Source organism: Apibacter adventoris (assembly GCF_002964965.1).
Taxonomy (GTDB): domain Bacteria; phylum Bacteroidota; class Bacteroidia; order Flavobacteriales; family Weeksellaceae; genus Apibacter; species Apibacter adventoris.
Genome location: NZ_PSZN01000001.1, coordinates 1 through 17,994, shown reverse-complemented (window position 1 = coordinate 17,994; position 17,994 = coordinate 1). Strand labels below are relative to the sequence as shown.

Sequence of the window (17,994 nt, the reverse complement as noted above, 5' to 3'; positions counted from 1 at the left end):
AGTGAGTACATAAACCAATATAAATAATTGTATTTTCATTTTGAGTAAGGTCCTTTATAATAAGTGGCTCTGTAAACATAATCTTTGGGTTGAGGATCATCTGCCAACGTTTGATCATTTTCAAACATATCTTTTTCCTGCTCTGCTTGTTGGTACCATTTTTTTAAATTAGGTAAATTATAGTAATTGTTTTTCTCAAATTCTTTTTTATATTTTTTATCAGGATCCTGATAAAAAATAAATTTACCTAGAAACATTTGATTATAGCCATATTCTTTATTATACTTATATTGTTCTCCAAAAGCCAGTAAATAGGCTGCAATTTTAGCTTTTTGCTGGAGATTTAGTTCCGTTTCTTTTTCATTATTAACCAGATAATTAATATATTCCGCTAGATATAAAATATATTCTTCATTACCATATTTGGAGGAAGGTTTAACTAATTCTTTTATAAGATTTAAAGTATTAGGATGTAGTTTTATCTCTCCATTACATTGTTTCGTCCATAAAAAATTTCCATAATTTTCTAAGATTTCATCAGGCGGATATTTTTGATATTTAAATCCTTGTTTTTCAAAAGCCCATTTCAGTAATTTCTTATCTTCGGTATATCCAAAGGTAGTTACCAAAGATTGCATAAAATCTTCGTCATTATTAATCAACCAGGCAAACTGGCTTTTATCATCATTGAAAAGGTATTTGTTTCTGGAGATCAATAATTGCTGATTGAATCTTCTATTTTGTGCCAAATCTTCGAAATCTTTCCAACGCTCTATAGAAATATTGTCATCATCATATTTTTTTGTTAATGACATTGTGTTTTCTATTTCTGCGACCTTTGGATATTCCTTTTGATAGTCTATTATTTCGGGAACAAAATAAAATCTAGAGATAAAATTTCTTCCTTTTATAATGTAAAAACCCTGAAACTCCCAGTTTGGATATTTCAAGAAAGTTTTATTACAAATATCATTAAGGTTGACATAAACATATTTATTTTGAGAAGTACTATCTAATTTTCTTTTAAATATAGTTTCTACTTTATTGTAAAATTCTTTATTTGAAATAATTTTATATCCGTTAGAATCTAATATTTTTTCTCCAAGGTATGTACTTATATCTAATTCTTCATTAGTAAATTCTTCTTTGGGAAGCTCTACTCCTGCACTTTCTATAAATTGTCCAACTCCATTTTCTAATTGATTACTCAATACTTTTTCTATATTGACTTTCTCCTGTCCTTGACAAAAAACTAAAGACAAAGTGAGTACATAAACCAAAATAAATAATTGTATTTTCATTTTGAGTAAGGTCCTTTATAATAAGTGGCTCTGTAAACATAATCTTTGGGTTGAGGATCATCAGCCAACGTTTGATCATTTTCAAACATATCTTTTTCCTGCTCTGCTTGTTGGTACCATTTTTTTAAATTAGGTAAATTATAGTAATTGTTTTTCTCAAATTCTTTTTTATATTTTTTATCAGGATCCTGATAAAAAATGAATTTACCTAAAAACATTTGATTATAGCCATATTCCTTATTATACTTATATTGCTCTCCAAAAGCCAGTAAATAGGCTGCAATTTTAGCTTTTTGCTGGAGATTTAGTTCCGTTTCTTTTTCATTATTAACTAAATAATTAATATACTCTGCCAAATTTAAAAGATATTTATCTTTATTTATAGATGGTTCAGATAACTCTTTAATTAAATATAAAGTATTAGGGTGTAGATTTATTTCACCATTACATTGCTTTGTCCATAAAAATTTCCCATAATTTTCCATTATATTATCAGGCGGATATTTTTGATAGTTGGAAAATCCTTGTTTTTCAAAAGCCCATTTTAGTAATTTCTTATCTTCGGTATATCCAAAGGTAGTAACCAAAGATTGCATAAAATCTTCGTCATTATTAATCAACCAGGCAAACTGGCTTTTATCATCATTGAAAAGGTATTTGTTGCGAGATATTACATATTGAGGTAATTTTACTTTATAATGAGTACTATCTTTACTGAAATTTACAATTCTTACCGGAGATATTATAAAGCTCATAAAATGATTATCCATCATCAAAAAAATATTTCCTGTTGCCTGATAAGGATAAAATTCTGCTCTAGGTATTTCCTTATAAATATAATTTTTTTTAGGATCTTCTCCATATAGTAAAATGTATCCTTTTTCTTTCTTTAATCTATTACACAACAATTTTCCATTTGTATCAACACCAAAGATAGTTTGTATTTTTGCTTCAAAATCCTGTTGAGAAGGTGATTTATATCCATTTTTGAGTAAAGATTTGTAAATCTCTGAATTTATCCATTTAATTGTATTCTCTGGTGAGGGAGGGGCATTATTAGCATCTATTAAATTATATTCTTCATCTAATAGTTTTTTAATGGAAGCAATATCTAAATCAGGCATAGTATCTTTTTTTATTTCAATATTTTCTGAATTATTTGTAGAAATTATGTTCATTACTTGTTTCTTTTTTTGACAATTTGCAATTAGAAAAAACAGAGAAAAATGTAATAAAAGTATTTTTTTCATTGTATTATTTTATTTATAATTTTTTCGTATAATTTTTTGGTCTGTAATATCCAAACCATCCTTTATGATTGACTAATGCTTTACTAGTTCTTTTAAACACTGCTGTTCGGGTTTGTCCTTTTCCAGAAAAACCGCCATTAGCTTTTGTATTTTGAGATTCATCAGCACTTCCCTTACTCCCAACTGCTTCCAATATGGTAACTAGATCTTTAGTTTCATCATATTTATAAACTATTCCTGTATGTCCATTCCAACTATTTCCAGTTGAATAGCCCCAAGCAAAGATGTCTCCCCTTTGAGGTTTGAAACTTTCTTCTTTTCCCACTAAATCTATATTTTCATTGCCTAATATCTTTCGAAACGCTTTTTCATTAACCATATTAGCTGTTGTCATATATATAGGCTCATTTTTAGATTTATTTACACCTACCTCTAATTCATATAAGTAACGACTGACTAATTCTGAACAATCCATATATTTTAACCCTTCATCACTTACTTCTGTTCTGTATTTGTTAGTTTCCTGTTTATAGGTATAATGTTTATCTACTATTTTTTTCATCTTTGCCAATACCCCGTCTTCATTAAATTCTAATTCCTCATTTCCTTTACAACGTTTATCAAACTCAAAAACCTCATTTTTTAGTATATCAAAAGCTTTTTTTCGGGTAGTCCATCCATAAGGATTGGTTTCTAATTTTTGTCCTTTAGGATACCCATTGAGCATCTTAGCCTGAAGCCAGAAATATTTTTCATCTTCTTCCACCAAATGAGAAACCTCATTTAATTGTTTACCTAAAGCCTTAGAGAAATACTCTGCCCGAAATTTAATATATTCAGTATTTGAAGCCGAAGACCAGTTAGGCACAGATTTTCCGTTGGTTTTATCTGTCCAAAACCAACCGGCACTGTCTATGGCATAATGAATTTGAGTACAGAGTAAGTCCGGTTGAGAAATAATATTTTTATTTCCTACAAAGTCTGCATATTTTTCATAAGGTCCTGCTTCGTTATAAAGGCCTGAACTGTCTTGTATTCCGGTTAGCTGGTGGAATCCCCTCCCTTTATAAATGGATTTACTGGAACTGTACTCACTCAGGTCTTCACCTAATAATCTGAATCTTGTTTCGGCGTATCCTAATGCAATAAACACAATTTTTTGCATACAGGTATTAATATCATAACCGGTAAATATGCGGTTAAATTCATTAGCCGTTCATCATCTAAATTTTATTTTTTAATATTAATTTGCTGGTAAGGGAGGTGCTTCTTCATCTAAATTATCTATTGCTTGTTTCAAATTAGGAAGTTTATAATAATTGTTCTTTTCAATTTCAGGTATAAGATTTTTATCACTTATACTTAGATTATATAGCATAGTACCTGGATTCCATAATGCCTTTCCTTCTAACTTTGTGTACTTATAAAACAAAGGGCTTAAGATATTTGCTATATATGCAATAATTTTTGTTTTTTCATTTTTGTTAAAAAATTTATTGTCAGAGGTATGGTATCCAAAACTTTCAAGCGCTTTATAGTAAGTATTTTCATTTTCATTAGTATTATCTGCTATATATTTTAATATATCCTTACGTATTTCTAGATCTCCTTGACAATTCTTTACAAACACATAATTTTTTATAAATTCTTCAGCTTTATTATAATTATTTTCCATTACCCAGTTTAATAATTTCTTATCTTCGGTATATCCAAAGGTAGTTACCAAGGATTCCATAAAATCTTTATCATTGTTAGTTAACCAAACAAACTGACTTGGGTCATCATTAAATAAATATTTATTGCGAGCAATAAGTAATTGTTGGTTGAAACGTCTTTGTTTAGATAAATCTTTTACTTCTCTCCATAACTTAAGATTAACTTTATAGTCATCTTTAACAAAAGATTTATTTATTTTATCTTCTACTAATGCTGTTTTAGGGTAATCTTTTTGATAATCAATTAACTGGGGGAGTAATAATATAGGAAAAATAATCTGTTTATTAGGTATAACATATATTTGTGCAGATGGAAAATCAAAAATATCATGATTTAGTTTAGTATTGATATTACATTTACCTTCAAGTGTATTGATATAAAAAGGATTTATTTGTTTTGTACCAAAAATCTTTGTTATTTTATCATTAAAATCATCCTGATTAGCTTTATAGCCATTATTGTCTAATATTTTTCTAATTACAGTAGATTCCACATTAACATCTTCTTCGGTAAATATATAGCCAGTAGGAATATCTGTAACCTCATTTTTTGCTGATGCACCATATTCTAATTGATTATTCAATACTTTTTCTATATTGACTTTCTCCTGTTCCTGACAAAAAACTAAAGACAAAGTGAGTACATAAACCAAAATAAATAATTGTATTTTCATTTTGAGTAAGGTCCTTTCATATAAGTGGCTCTGTATAGGTAGTCCATAGGTTGAGGATCATCAGCCAACGTTTGATCATTTTCAAACATATCTTTTTCCTGCTCTGCTTGTTGGTACCATTTTTTTAAATTAGGTAAATTATAGTAATTGTTTTTCTCAAATTCTTTTTTATATTTTTTATCAGGATCCTGATAAAAAATAAATTTACCTAGAAACATTTGATTATAGCCATATTCTTTATTATACTTGTATTGCTCTCCAAATGCCAGTAAATAGGCTGCAATTTTAGCTTTTTGCTGGAGATTTAGTTCCGTTTCTTTTTCATTATTAACCAGATAATTAATATATTCCGCTAGATATAAAATATATTCTTCATTACCATATTTGGAGGAAGGTTTAACTAATTCTTTTATAAGATTTAAAGTATTAGGATGTAGTTTTATCTCTCCATTACATTGTTTCGTCCATAAAAAATTTCCATAATTTTTTAAGATTTCATCAGGCGGATATTTTTGATATTTAAATCCTTGTTTTTCAAAAGCCCATTTCAGTAATTTCTTATCTTCGGTATATCCAAAGGTAGTAACCAAAGATTGCATAAAATCTTCGTCATTATTAATCAACCAGGCAAACTGGCTTTTGTCATCATTGAAAAGGTATTTGTTGCGAGTAATTATTTCCTGAGGAACTTTTATTTTAAATGTATTATCTGGATTAATTTGAATTATATTTTTTAAAGTTATGATGTATAAATAAATATGCCTATCTAAGGAAAAAAACATATTATTTGTAACACTATACAAATCAAATTGGTTGTATTTTAATGTTTCTATATTTCCATCCATCATATTCCCATAATATACTATGAATTCATTACCTTTATTTATTCTATTACATTTATTATTAAAATCAATATTAAATATCAATTTTAATTTTTCATAAAATTTTTCATCAGATATATCTCTATAACCATTTTGTTTTAACCCATTATAAATTAATTGATTTTCTATTAAAAAATCCTTCTGGGTCATTTCATATGGGTTATTAAATTCTTTTTCATCAGATTCAATTCTTTCTTGTAATTTAATCTGTTGTTTAATTTCATTTATATCTATATCCATATGGTTTCGACTTTCATTAGCTTTAATTTCTGAATGATTAAAAACATCTTTTTTTTCTTGACAAGAAATAGTAAATAAGTTTCCTATTAGGAATGCTGTATATATTATTTGTTTTTTCATAATATATTTTTAATTTGTTTGTCCTTTTGATTTTCCTGTAATAATACCTAGTTTTATATTTATTGAATTTGCATTTTCATAAATATCGTTATCTGTTAATTTATCATTATCTGTTATTTCATAATCTTTGGGAATGTAAAATCCATATAATTTTTTTGTTTTATTATTACTTGTATATTCTCCATAAGAATCGAATCTTATAGTATTATCTTGATTTCCTCCTAATAAAATATATTTTTCATTTTTTGTTTTCCCGTATAGAAAACCAGTATGTCCTTTCCATTTTTTTGGATTAACATGTTTATAAACCACTAAACAACCATAAATAGGAGTTGATATTTTTTTGTATTTTTTACCTAAAGCAGCATCTATAGGGGCAAGAGAAGAGGCTGATTTGGCATGACTATAAGGTTCATTTGTTATAGGGTTTATAGTTTGTCCAATTGTCCAATTCATGAATGCAGCACACCAAGGTCCATTTTCACCATCTGTAGGCTCAAATTTATTTCCGCAATATCGTAGATATTTTTTAGCATTCGAATACATAGGGTTTCTTTCTTCTGTGCATCCTTTCATTTCTTTAGCTATTCTCACTGCAATCTCCATCCACGGTGCTCTATCTCCAGTAAATTCTAATTTCTCGTTTCCTTTACAACGTTTATCAAACTCAAAAACCTCATTTTTTAATATATCAAAAGCTTTTTTTCGGGTAGCCCATCCATTAGGATTGGTTTCTAATTTTTGTCCCTTAGGGTATCCATTGAGCATCTTAGCCTGAAGCCAGAAATATTTTTCATCTTCTTCCACCAAATGAGATACCTCATTTAATTGTTTACCTAAAGCCTTAGAGAAATACTCTGCCCGAAATTTAATATATTCTGTATTTGAAGCCGAAGACCAGTTAGGCACAGATTTTCCGTTGGTTTTATCTGTCCAAAACCAACCGGCACTGTCTATGGCATAATGAATTTGAGTACAGAGTAAGTCCGGTTGAGAAATAATATTTTTATTTCCTACAAAGTCTGCATATTTTTCATAAGGTCCTGCTTCGTTATAAAGGCCTGAACTGTCTTGTATTCCGGTTAGCTGGTGGAATCCCCTCCCTTTATAAATGGATTTACTGGAACTGTACTCACTCAGGTCTTCACCTAATAATCTGAATCTTGTTTCGGCGTATCCTAATGCAATAAACACAATTTTTTGCATACAGGTATTAATATCATAACCGGTAAATATGCGGTTAAATTCATTAACCGTTCTTTCGAGTTTTTTATCATCTAAATTTTTTTGTCTGTCCCATAAGGTAGCGTCTATCTTTTCTTTTGAAAAAACTTTAATTTCTAAGGATCAACGTTTAAAAGGCCTATCTTAAAATAACTTAAAAAGAATTTTTGTACTTTGGATTAGTAGGATCAGGTTGAGGGTTGTCTCTTCCACAGGTACCATCATATTCACACTCCCTTACAAAGTCTTCATCATATTCTGCTTTATCCCACCATTCTTTGAATTTAGTCAAATGATAATAATTATTTTTCTTTAAAATTCCATCATAATCTTCTGAAGTAAAATATCTGAATCTACCCATCATTCTATTACTATCTTTAAATTTTGGGTTATATTTATATTGTTCTGCAAAATAAACTAAATTAGCCCCTATCTTTACCTTATCTTCTTCTGTTAAAATTCCTTTGTAATTATCCTTGTCAAGTAAATATTTTAAATATCCTGCTATATAATCTAATAAAAAACGCATAGTAGAATTATCATTCGGTTTATATAATTCTTGAAACATTTTAAAGGTATTGGGATGTAGTTTTAATTTTCCATCACAGTTTTTAGTCCAAAATAAACTCCCAAACTCATTAAAGTTTAGTAAACTATTAGCTCTAAGAGTAAAATAATCTAAATCTGTATTATCAATCACCCATTTTAATAATTTTTTATCTTCTGTATAACCAAAGGTAGTTACTAAACTTTTCATAAAATATTCATCATTATTGATTAACCAAGAAAATTGGCTCTGATCATCATTAAATAAATATTTATTTCTTGAAATAACATACATAGGTAGTTTAATGTTAATAACATTATTCTTAATTTCAGAAATACCTTCTAAAAATAAATATCCGGTTATAAAATTATATTTATCAACTATTAGAAAATCTTCAGATTCAGCTAAAACTCCATTTTCCATTTTTGGATGAGGATCAATAGAATATCCAATAAATTTACCATAATTACTAAAGTTTGTACACCATTTTTCACTTGTTAAATCAAGTCCAAATATCTCTTTTATCTTTTTTTTGAATTCTTGGTCTAAGATCGGTATAAAACCATTATTTATCAACCCTTTATAAGTTATAGGTAAACTTAACTCTATATTTTTCACTAAACTCATGTCTTTTGTATAATTATTACCACTTAAATATTTTTTTACTTGTACTATATCTATAATAGTATCTTTTTTTTCTAATTTTACAATTATTTTTTGTGAAATATTATCTTTTTCTGATTTATTCTGTCCTTTGCAAGATAATACTGACAAAAAAAAGAGTATAAAAACTATATTCTTCATTATATTTATTTCTTATTTGTTCTTCTAATTTGTGTTACGGTATAAGTTTTTCCTGAATATGTTGATTCACTTATTAAGTGCCCTTCTTGAGATAATTTAAACCTATATTTTTTATTATCTCCTGTTTTTGTCCCAACATCCCAAAATTGGTAATAAAGCTCTCCATTCTCACAATATCTTGCTACAATTAAAATATAGTGATCAGTAGTCCATTCATTTATATTACCATATGTGCCATATTTAAAAGTATGATTAACACCGACCATAACAGGTTTCCCTTCATTTAAAGCTTTATCTAAATAACTCAGCCCTTCTTTCATTTTATCTTCATAAAATACTAAAGCCGTTCTGGATATATTTTCTTCAGCTACTTGATAAAATGAAGCATTAGGTCTTCCTAATGGAGTTTTATTACCTGTTGCTCCTTCTGTACTAAATCCGCCTCTGGCTAAAATAGATCTGCATGTTGTATTACAAGATGGACCTTTTGATTGAACCTGAAATTTGATTTTATTAGTTAAATCTATATGTTTTTTTCCACAATTACAATCTTTCAAATCCAACTCTTTTTCTCCCTTACATACCGATTTGTCATACTTAAACCAGATCTTTAATTTCTGAAATGCTTCTTTTCTATCTTTCCACCCATTAGGGTCTCTTTCATATTTATGACTAATAGAATATCCATTTAGTATTTTTGATTGTAACCAAAAATATTTATTTTCTTCTTCTTCAATTAGAAGGGATAAATCATTGAGACTTTTTCCTAAAGCTTTAGAAAATTCAGTTCGTTTCCATTTTTTATGTTCTTTTAATGATTGAGAATCTTTAGTTCCATCTACCCAATTAGGTACAGATTTATATTTTGTAAAATACCATCCACCACTATCTACTGTATAATGAATATCTTCTGCTAAAAATTCAGGATTTTTAATTAATAAAGAATCGTATCTTTTATATGGACCTGGTTTATTGTAGTATCCATCACTACTTTTCTCCCCCGTAATCTGAATAATACCTCTTCCTTTATATATACTTTGACTAGACTTATGTTTACTCGGATATTCTTCCGTTGTACGTAATCTATCTGACTCATGAAATGCCTGGGCTAAAAAAGCTATTTTTTGGATACATTTATTGATATTATATTTTCGGAACATTAAGTTTAATTGTTTAGTAAAAGATTTTATACTTTTATCTTTTATTGTGCAGTCTTTATGATTAAAAAGATTTATATCACCTTTTAATGTTTGTACTAAATCTTTTACTTCTTCTTCGGTAAAATCTCGATAACAATAACAAGTTCTTGTCTTCTTACTCTCCCCTCGTTCCACCAATACCGGAGAAATAACCTGCTGGTCTTCTATCGTTCCGGTTTCGGAAACATAGAGCGGATTATAAAAATGGAAAAATTTTGATACCACATCTTTCAGTTGCTCTGCCGTAGGGGTTTGGCCTTCTTCCAGTGTAGGCATTACAATGCCAACTTGTGTGGCATCTTTATTTAGCTCTTTATCAAACGGAAGGCTGTCCAACGATTTGAGTTGCGAGCCTATTTCTACCAGCATAGTCTCACCTTTGTCATTCTTTTTTTCCTTAAATACCGTCACATAGAACAATTGAGGGTCTCCGTCGGCATCTTTTTTCTGCGGGGTAAAATCCAATGCCAATAAGCCGTCGGTACCTACTTCCTGAGCTTCGTATTTTTTCACCTGCGCGGTGGCGGCAAAGGCCTTTTCTTTGTTGTTGTAGGTCTCCTTCATATCGTCCTTTAGCAACTGTTTATACACAATTACCACCAATTTTTCTTTAGGCATACCTACGGTATTTACCCAAATGGTATGTTTTGTTCCATATTTGGTTGGCCCCACCTGTATATTGTCTGCCGCTTCGTTAGAGAAATTAATGGCCGTAATGCGGGGTGGGGCAGGTACTTTGAGGTATTCTCCGGGGTCCAGCACTAGATACAGATTCTTACCCTCGCTAACTACTATTTCCACTTCCTTGCCGCTTTGTTTATGGGTAAGGGATATTTTGGAAAGGTCGAGCGGCTTACCATTCGCAAATTCCAGCGTAAAAAGCAGGTTTGCCTGCCGGTCAGGGTCAGGATTAATTTTTTGTATTTTTTCTTTAATTTCTTTGTCGGCAATAAATGATACCTGACAACTTCCTTTATCATTCAGCGTAGTTTCTATTTCTTTTAACAGACAATCTTTTTGAGTAAAAGTTTCCTGCGGATCAAATTCCGGATGTTCTACCCAAATTTTAATTTTTACCGGGGTAGAGGAGAGCCCTTCCAGAGAGATATGAATATAGTTTTCCTCTTCCCATCCGGTTTCGGCCCTTTTTTTTCCATTAGCATAGCACCACAGGGCTTTATCGAGTGAGGCACCTGCGGCTTCTATAGTTTTTTCTACAGGGCGGTTGCTTACCTCTGTACCTTCCAGATAGGCAGAAAACTTTACTTTGCCCGGTTTTTTAAATTTTAAGGTAGCTTCTTTTTCATCTGCTGACAAATTGAATGTAACAGAAGGATCTTGAGGTTTGTTCCATAGAATGTTTTCTCCGGCTACCAGAGACATAAGTAAGTGAGTTTCATATGTAGCTACGGCACCCACCGGTATTTTTACAGGTCCGCCAATACTTTCCATACGGTTTTTTGCTACTTCAATAAGGGCGGTATCCGATCCTTTTCCTATAGTGGTAATTTGGGATTTGTCTTCCCCAAAAACCTGAAATTTATAAATTCCATAAGGGTCGGTTATAATCTGTTGTTTTTTTCTAAATTCTTCCATCAGGGCCGAAACACTCATCCTTATCTCACTTCTAAGCCCTAAAGCTATGGCTTTTCCGTTATCTTTCTGCACAAACCAAAAAACACGGTTTCCTAACCCCACAGTGCCCCCGTAATCAAAGGTAATACCGGAAGCCGTCAAATGGAAAGATCCGGTTTTCCGTATCTTTTCATCTCCTTTGTTTACAATATCTTTAGCGGAACGGTTTTTAACTTTTACAGTCAGTGTTTTTTTATCCGGAACCATTCCCTGTTTTATAAGAGTACTGTCTTCCAGTTCTACAATGTAAGATCCGTTGTTCTGAAAAGTGGCAACAAGAGATCCGGAAAGAATACCTGCACTAGTAGTACTATTTTTACGATCAGCAGAAAAACCTGGGGCATTGGTATATAAAATGCTTCCCTTCGCGTCTTTTATTCGCCATACAATACTTGAAGACGCAATAATCTGGTTTTTATAATCAATCGGGAAAGTGTATTTAGGGGTAAATATAGCATATGTTTTTTTGGGTATTTCTGCAGTGTTTCCCATTTTAGCCTTGTGTAAGTTTAAGTTAATCCCTTCCAGCTTATTATGTTTACGGTTAATAACAATTTTGGTAGATTCTCCCGAAGGAATTTGCCCATATCCGTAAATGGTCGTCTTACCTTCCGGCAGGTCCCCTAATTTTACATTGAGTGTGCTTCCGTGTTCCAGATAGGTTTTACTGCGATCTTTTTGAGTATCTCCTTTATAGAAGACCCAACTCACCAGGCTGGCATCTTCATTTTTTCCTACGGTAGCTATAAGTGTGATGTTTTTTATACTTCCCCCTATTTCAAAGGCAACTTCGCGGTTCGCCGGTATAGATTGCATAGGAAAAGTATAAGGAAGAATATCTATTTTACTTACAGAAGGCTGCTTTTTACCTTTAGTAGCTGCCAGTTGCGGGCTAAGCATAAAGATGTCATAGGAATCTTTGTTGTCTTTTTTGTAAATTCGGGAAGAAGGTTGGGAGGTTTGCCCATGGTGGGCAATGGTTACCATTCCTTTATATTTACACTTTCCCTGAGATTTATCTATAAGGATTTTCTGTTTTCCAAATTCGGCATTCTCATAATAATCGCTCCAAGAAATATCGGGGGTACAGGCAGGTTGGGGATTACTTCTTTTACACGAGACAAAGTTCATATGGTCTTTATCGTCCTCTAGCCAGGTGGCTATTTTCTTTTCATTAACAAAATATTTGTTATCTTCTTTGTGTTTTATTTTGAGTGAAGACTTGGGTAGGCTCCCCAGAGAACATTTTACCTGAGCGCCTTCTACTACTATTACTCCTTGGGTTTTGGTATTATCTGCCATGTGGATCTGCTTTTTTTTCGGATACTTCTTCTTTTTCTGTAATGAAAAAAGAGAAAGTTCGGGGGGTAGATATTTTTCTCATACTTATGCTGTGGTAATTCATTTCTATTTTTTCAGAATAGCTATATTTTTTATCAGAGGAATAAACTTTGATTTCTGCGGTTTTAGTAAGTAACTTTCCGGTAGATTTTTCCCAACAGGCTGTAACTTCGCAGTTTGCCTGCATTTTTTCCTTGGTAATATAAGCGTGGGTATATTTTTTTAATTTTAATAACTGATTAATGTTTTCAATAAAATTATCTTCCCATGGCTCAGGACTCCCGATATAGCGTGAATTGATTTCATTTTCTTTGATTTCCGTCTGCACGGTTCCTACAAAATATAGGGTTCCTGCTTTTAGTACATTCCACCGGCAGGGTTTCTCTTTCTGATCTTCTGATATTCCTAAAAAATACAACCGCCAGAATGCTTCTTCCTGAATTTTCTGTTTGAGTTTTTCTTCGGTTTCCATGGCTTTTTCATACCCGATTCTCAGGCTTTCGGCAAAGTCTCCTTTATATTTATTTTTTAGTACTTCTTGGGATTTTTTCCGCCAGTCTTCTTTCCAAAGGTTATAGGCGGGTATTTTTACATAATTTTCATAAGGAGTTACTTCTATAATTAACGGGTACATAGCTTGCTCCAAATCACATAATAAACGAATGTGATGATCTTTTGGGGGTTGGGAGTTTATCCTGTAATTTTCTTTGGTAAAAATCCTTTGGATGCTTGTACCTTGTATAAAACAACTAATTCCCATATCAAAGTTTATCCTGCTTTGTTTATTTTGGGAGCGTTCTTTTACTTGCAGCGTATGGTCTACTTTATATATGCGTGTGTTTTTCCAGTCTTTTACTTGCATAGGTAATTTCTTTGCGTTTTCCAGGATTAGAGTATCATTCTATTTTTTATCTTTTTATTTAGTTCTACTTCGTTTTTTACTTTTACAATTCCTTTTATATATAGAGTTCCATTATTTTAGCTAGGGATATTTTTTTACTCATGTAAAATTTCTTTGTTTTTTTAATGATTATAAAAAGTTAATACTTTCATATGGTTCGTTTTTTCATATTCAAATCATTTAAAACATTATTTTAAAATTTATATAATTTTAACAAAATGAATACTAATACAGTGCTAATAATCAAGTATATATAAGAGCTAGATAATACACTTATAAGTTCATCCGATAAGGTATAACTACTCCATGCCGAAACTCTGTCTGAAAAAATATTATAATTATTAAAAAAAACTAGTATTACAAATACAAATGAAAAAAATATTGAAATATTCCAATTTTTCCCCCATATTTTTTTTAATAAAACTAATAAAATAAAAATAAGACTTATATAAGCAGAAGATAAAAAAATATCTCTTTTATATGAACAATTAAAGCAAGATGATGAAATATCATTTGAGTATTGATGCATGGAAAAATAAGTAGAAAAACCTATTAAGATATACACAAGTACAGAAAGAATTATTATTTTATAATATTTCATATTACTCATTTATTTATATCTTTTTTAAAATATACATGAAAAATATACATAATAGAATACTAACTAAAAACATAAATAAATTATATTTTAAAGTATTTTTTATTTTAAATATGTACGCTATTATTTTTACAATTATCCAAGAAATAATCCCTGCAAAAAAAGGATATGTATTTAAGGCTATCCATTCTCCATAAGGGAATCCGCCAAAATATAAAATAAACAGCATAAAGGAAATTATTAGGATGATTAATAATTCTAATAAACTCCTTTTGGTAAGCAAATAAAAAACAACTTTCATAGTATTAAAATTTACTGGTAAAAGAAACTTTGGTTATAAAAGGTTTATACCCTCTAAAATGTTGTAAAATAAACCAGGCTATAAAAATATCATAATCATACTTTTCAATATCCGGATAATCTAAACCAAAATGATCATAAAAATTAAAATATAATTCGCCATGCGGATCATTATTAGTCATATAGTAATTGGAAAGATATATTTGAAATGCCCACACATCATTTATAGCAATTTGAATTCCCGACAATGCATCTGTATAATTATTAAATCTTGGTTTATTTACTTGTTCATCTTTGGGTTTTTTAGAATCCACCATATCTTCATATATTATCCCTGTTCCATCATCTTTGATTTCTAAAATTGATATATCTGAACTATATTTTTTCAAATATTTCACAACATATTTTTTTACTTCATTCACAAATTTTATAGTATTTTCATGTTGAATAACAGCATTTGTTAAATCAATATGTGAATATTCTTCTCCTTCATTTCTTTGCATTTTAGCTATCATTCTTTTTATATTGTCTTCCAATTTACTCTGTGAAAAAGATTCTGCATTATTATTAAAAATTTCAAATAATTCTGCGTCTGTCTTCTTTGAAAAATTTTCCACTTTTTTAATTAACTTATCTGCTTTTTCATCAGCATAATCATCCCTCGATGTAATATTAAACCATCTTTCCTGCTTATTGGTATCATAAATTTCCTGTCTTAATTGATTTCTTAATTTAGTAAATCCTGCTTTATTTTCTGTATAATCATTGTATAATAAGTCTATAGCTGTTTCATTGGAACTGGTTTTCTTTCCTTTTACTGTAATTGTCTTTTTTCCTTTTCTTCCAATGCTTTGTATAATCAACATTGGAAACTTTATTTCAAAAATACCTGTTTCAATACAAACTTCATCTATAGGTTTTTCTAAATAAGCATAAACTGTAAATTTTAAAGCTATTCTATTCTTAGGTATTTTAAAGGAGACTTCTTTTTTGCCTATTACAGAAGGATAATTTATGTATAATTCATTATCATCATATTTAGTAGCCCACTTTAAACCTTTAATTTCATATTCTTTGAAGTCACGATTAAATTGAATTACTTTGTATGTATACCATTTTTCTTTTTTCAATACACTAACCTTTTGTCCCTTTTCATCAAAAGGTCCATCTAATTTTAATACCCGTAAGGGAGGAGGAGGAACATAATTATTTAGATATTGTACTCCGCCCTGCTTTCCGTTCATGATTACTTGTGTAGGAGAATTAAAAGTCAAATCTCCTTCAGTAGCTGTAAGAGTGATGGATTTTTTAGCTGTTTTTACACTTTCCCCACCTACGGTACGTACTATTTTTCCTCCAGACATACAATAAGTTATTTTAATGTAAACTGGTTTGTTGAGCGCTATTAGATTTTACTATAGCTCCACTTTCCAGGTTAATTGTATCTTCATTACTCGTATAAGTACTCTTTTTTGTAGTTTCAGTAATTTCTTTTGCCTTACTATCCCTATATGCTCCGGCACTTTCAAATATATTATGTGCAGATAAATTATAATCATCTCCTGCCATGGCAGATATATTTTCACCGGCACTCATACTTATATTTTGTGAAGCGGATACCACTACGTTTTTTGCATCCATAAAAAGAGTTTCCGGTGCATAGGTTTTTATATTACCCTGTCCGTCCATAAACATTTTATTTCCGCTGGGGTCTTCTATAAGTATAGAACCCTGTTCCTGTGCATCATTAAAAACAATCTTGGTCCCACTACGGGTCTGTATGACTTTAATATCGTTTCCCTGGGTGTAATATTCTGCAATCTCTCCACCATTATAAGCCGTTCCCAACACAATAGGAGCTTCGGCATTTCCTCCCTGAAACGCACACAATACGGTTTCTCCGATCTCAGGGTTGAAATAAGTCCCTTTGCCTCCTCCGGAATGGGGCTGTATTACCTGTACCCAAGGAGTCTGGCTGTTAGCCCTCCTTTGCCAGGCAAACTGCACCCTTACCCTTCCCATTTTCAGGGGGTCTCGGTTGTCCTTTACAGTGGCATGTTGTATCTGGGCTTTGGGAGCTTCAACCTCGTTATAGTATGGAGGAACCGGTAAGTCTTTAGGTACTCCGACAAAGGTATTGGTATACCCTTCTCCGTCTGCAAAGGTGTGGACGATCTCGGTAATCTTATACGATTCTATGGGTACCCGTCCGTTTTTGAATATTTCATGCCCCGGAATCCAAGCCATCATCTTAACCACATCACCGACACGTAAGCAAGGATTATTACTGGTAGCTTCCACATAGACTAAATTCTGCCTTTTCTTCATATCTCTTTCCAATGATCGTTGCATATCCAACGAGCCGTTAAGCAATAAGCTCTGATCGTAATGGGCCGTAGGAGATACATTATATAGGTTTTTGGATGCATTGTAGGCAAATTGCTGAAAAGGGTTGTTAGAGGATTGTATGCTTTGGGTTTTGGAATCTAGCAAATAGTCTGTTCCTTGTTTGGCATCATAGACCGTATAGGAAAAATTCTGGGGCTGCACTTCCATCTTAATTTCATAATCGTAAACATCTTCTCCTTCCATTAACTCAATAATTTTACCTCCCCAGGCAGAGAAACAAAACTGTTCTCCATTGTAGTAAAAATATTCTCCAAACCTTTTACTTAGCTGCTGTAAAAACTGAAAATCGGTGCTGTTGTATTGTACTATATAATTCAGCCTTTCATTGTAATTAGGATTAATATGAAAGCTTATAACATTTTGCGGATAGTCTTTAATTACTTCTTTAATAATTTCCTCAAAGGTCTGGTTTTCAAAACTGCGGCAATGGAGCCCGTTTTCCATAAGAATGGAAGGAGAAGTCCCCCGAAAAACAATCTGGCGAATTCCTTCTTTTTTAGGCATGGAAAGTTGGGTAATGATTCCGGTAAAAATAGAGGTGGTTTTCCCGAACTGTCGGAATTGGAAACTAATCCTTTTTCCTAAATATTCTCTGGAGTTTTGTAAAAGGTAAGTGGTATGATTCTCTCCGAATTCGTCGGGGTCACAAATAAGGGTAAATTCGTGCAGGTCATTGATTTTTTGCCTGATTTCTAATTGGATATTTGTTTGAGTGAAAAAATCAACTCCATTGATCTTTATTTGAACTGATACTAAGTGGGAATCTCCGTATAAGTCTTCTTTTGTTCCTCCGTATTTTGCAAAATAAGAGGATTTATTTTGGGGTGGATTAATTTGAAAAAGAGGGTTTTTCTC

At 31.1% G+C, this 17,994-nt stretch carries 11 protein-coding genes; all 11 read right to left on the bottom strand.

Features of this window, described 5'->3' with window-relative positions:
- Positions 1–35: 35 nt before the first annotated feature.
- The gene (locus C4S76_RS00065) at positions 36–1,301 is read right to left on the bottom strand and encodes a hypothetical protein (protein ID WP_105191448.1); all 1,266 of its coding nucleotides are present in this window, start codon (positions 1,299–1,301) and stop codon (positions 36–38) included.
- Complete coding sequence (locus C4S76_RS00060) at positions 1,298–2,551, bottom strand: hypothetical protein (protein ID WP_105191446.1); 1,254 nt, start codon at positions 2,549–2,551, stop codon at positions 1,298–1,300. Before C4S76_RS00060 ends, C4S76_RS00065 begins: the two co-directional genes overlap by 4 nt.
- Before the next feature lie 13 nt (positions 2,552–2,564).
- Positions 2,565–3,716 carry a CHAP domain-containing protein gene (locus C4S76_RS00055; RefSeq protein ID WP_105191444.1) on the bottom strand — a complete coding sequence of 384 codons (1,152 nt, stop codon included), beginning with the start codon at positions 3,714–3,716 and terminating at the stop codon, positions 2,565–2,567.
- Between the two features lie 78 nt (positions 3,717–3,794).
- Complete coding sequence (locus C4S76_RS00050; protein WP_105191442.1) at positions 3,795–4,940, bottom strand: hypothetical protein; 1,146 nt, start codon at positions 4,938–4,940, stop codon at positions 3,795–3,797.
- Positions 4,937–6,181, bottom strand: coding sequence for a hypothetical protein (locus C4S76_RS00045; protein WP_105191440.1), 1,245 nt, complete (start codon positions 6,179–6,181; stop codon positions 4,937–4,939). Before C4S76_RS00045 ends, C4S76_RS00050 begins: the two co-directional genes overlap by 4 nt.
- A 9-nt stretch (positions 6,182–6,190) precedes the next feature.
- On the bottom strand, positions 6,191–7,387 hold the full coding sequence (locus C4S76_RS00040) for a C40 family peptidase (RefSeq protein WP_105191438.1): 1,197 nt from the start codon (positions 7,385–7,387) through the stop codon (positions 6,191–6,193).
- Positions 7,388–7,559: 172 nt separating this feature from the next.
- The gene (locus tag C4S76_RS11935) at positions 7,560–8,756 is read right to left on the bottom strand and encodes a hypothetical protein (protein ID WP_245915761.1); all 1,197 of its coding nucleotides are present in this window, start codon (positions 8,754–8,756) and stop codon (positions 7,560–7,562) included.
- Between the two features lie 5 nt (positions 8,757–8,761).
- The gene (locus C4S76_RS00030; RefSeq protein ID WP_105191436.1) at positions 8,762–12,892 is read right to left on the bottom strand and encodes a PAAR-like protein; all 4,131 of its coding nucleotides are present in this window, start codon (positions 12,890–12,892) and stop codon (positions 8,762–8,764) included.
- The gene (locus C4S76_RS00025) at positions 12,882–13,793 is read right to left on the bottom strand and encodes a hypothetical protein (RefSeq protein WP_105191433.1); all 912 of its coding nucleotides are present in this window, start codon (positions 13,791–13,793) and stop codon (positions 12,882–12,884) included. The genes C4S76_RS00030 and C4S76_RS00025 overlap by 11 nt, the downstream gene beginning before the upstream one ends.
- A 942-nt stretch (positions 13,794–14,735) precedes the next feature.
- The gene (locus C4S76_RS00010) at positions 14,736–16,094 is read right to left on the bottom strand and encodes a DUF3289 family protein (RefSeq protein WP_105191426.1); all 1,359 of its coding nucleotides are present in this window, start codon (positions 16,092–16,094) and stop codon (positions 14,736–14,738) included.
- Positions 16,095–16,107: 13 nt separating this feature from the next.
- Positions 16,108–17,994 (bottom strand): type VI secretion system Vgr family protein (locus tag C4S76_RS00005; protein ID WP_105191423.1); only part of this gene is annotated, 1,887 nt, incomplete at its 5' end.